Genomic DNA, 2016 nt, shown 5'->3' with positions numbered 1-2016 from the left:
CGGCCTCATCAGACGGCAGCCAACGACGCCTCGCAGCATCGAGGTTCTCGTCGATCCCAAAAGCCTGCCGGAGCTAGTCTGACCGCCCCAGATCCAACCAGTCAAAATCACTGTGCAGAGCCACTAGTTTTGCCAAACAACAAAACAACAGAGCAAAGACCGGACCAGTCGCTCGAGTGGCGTACTCACGGCCGCGCGCACGCCAAGTGGATACAAAGCAGAACTAGCACCTACCATCCTGGCAAAAGGTGAGCCGTCGACATGTCGTGAACACGACATATACGCACGACACGTCAAGAAAACCTGGCGTCAACTGGCAGAATGGAAAACTTGCAGAAGAGCTCGATTGAGCGGCGGTATGACGTCGGACCAAACTTTCCGCAGGCTCGCGGTTACAGATCTCGCTCTACACGATGAGTGGCTTGGCAATATTTCTCACGGTCGCGAGGCGGGAGTCGGCGAGCAGCTCCCTGGAGTACACTGCGCCGAAGTAGTCGAGGACGAAGGTGCCAGAATAGCGTAGAGTATCGGCCGCGCGGATTAGGCTATCAATAATTGTGCCGACTTGGCCGATGCGATCGCGATAGCGCGAGCGGATAACATTAACGGCGTTCATCGAGTGGACCGCCTCGTCGGCAATTACCTCCCGCAGCCAATGATGGAACGTGTTGTTCCCAAGAGCGTCATAAAATGGTTTTTCTGCTGCATAGGCGCGGCAAGTGCACATTTCATCAAATGCGATCATAACCATCACGGAAAATTCGTCCTTCAGGTGTTCAACGATCGGCCCAAAATCATGAGATCGAGCCTCCAATCTCTCCCGAAGAGTCCTTTCGGATCCATTAGCGACAAGTTCAATGATCCGGATGAATCCGTCGGTGTGGCGCTCTTCGTCAATCGCCCAGGCGTTAAAGAATGCAGCAGCTTCATCGGAAGCGATAAGATCTCGCGCCACTAATTCTTGTTTCAAGTACCTGGCGTCATATTCGGTGTACAGATCGGGCCACAATTTTTCCCAACGTGCGCGGACAGCCGACGGCTCGGCGGCGAACATCGCTGGCGTAAGAGTGTCAAATAATTCGTTTGGACTCCAGTTCCGTCGAAACGGCGTGATCATCGGAGTGCCCCTAAACGCGTAGGATGCGAGCGTGCCGGCGCACGATTGTTGTCATCCGTACGCTCGCAGAGCATATGCTACAAACAAGAGGCCGTCGTCTCCTTGTTTTGGTAGGCTGATGGCCAGAGGTCGTTCGGCTGGCTGAAGCGTCCCCTTGAATGGCGCAGTAGCCTTTTGTGATCCACACGGCCGCAAAACCAGGAACACTTGTCGTTGCTAGTCGCGGGTCTAAAACGGCCTCACTTGACCTCGCGAGAGGCGCTCTGGCGGGCCGCCATGCTGACAGGCACGATAGTTTCAGCAGATTCACGACGCCGCCTATTCAGGGGTAGGACTGCGGCACGTTTTGAAGCACAGTTAGCGGCACACGTGACATCCGATGGGAGGCCCCCGCATCAATCGGGTGTGGACCAATGGGTGGTAGTCTGCGTCCCAGTGGATCCCGAACGTTAGCCTCGTTCCCATAGCCCTTTAATTGTCGGCAGTTGCGGCGATACTACTTCCCATGAGTATCGATGAGTATCTCTGGCCTTCTTCGATTCCGCTAAATTCTCGCTGAAATCCCTCTAGACTCCCGCCGCGCAAGCGCACCGCTAAATCAAGTAAACGGAGCTACGGAAGAGACTCAGAAAGTTATGCGATAAGCTTACGCTACTTGGTAGATCGCCTAGGTTGCGCGATTGAGAATCCGTCGCTAAGCAGCATTTCGGTTGTCGACCGGCCAGGTAAACAACTGCTCAATCTCGCTAGCTTCGATGAGACGGAGGAAGTCTGAGCTGGCCCCGGTTGTCTGAACAGAATATCCGCGTCGATAAGTGGAGCCTCTGCCGGGGTTAGGCTGCCGTGCGGAGCGGCAGCGGGGTGAAGTAGGCTTGATCCGGTGTGCTGCCGTCAAGGCT

Annotated in this window: 1 protein-coding gene; it reads right to left on the bottom strand. The window is 55.2% G+C overall.

The genetic code is table 11. The features are described 5' to 3' along the window. Positions 1–406 precede the first annotated feature (406 nt). Positions 407–1117, bottom strand: coding sequence for a hypothetical protein (locus AC066S_RS38710; RefSeq protein ID WP_235884977.1), 711 nt, complete (start codon positions 1115–1117; stop codon positions 407–409). Positions 1118–2016: the final 899 nt, after the last annotated feature.

The sequence above is a fragment of the Bradyrhizobium sp. CFUWI genome (assembly GCF_056429085.1).
This window is presented reverse-complemented; position numbering and strand designations above follow the sequence as displayed.

Bases quoted from the DNA above. Each gene is read 5' to 3' on its own strand.
- AC066S_RS38710 (WP_235884977.1), bottom strand. From the start codon at position 1,117: ATGATCACGCCGTTTCGACGGAACTGGAGTCCAAACGAATTATTTGAC.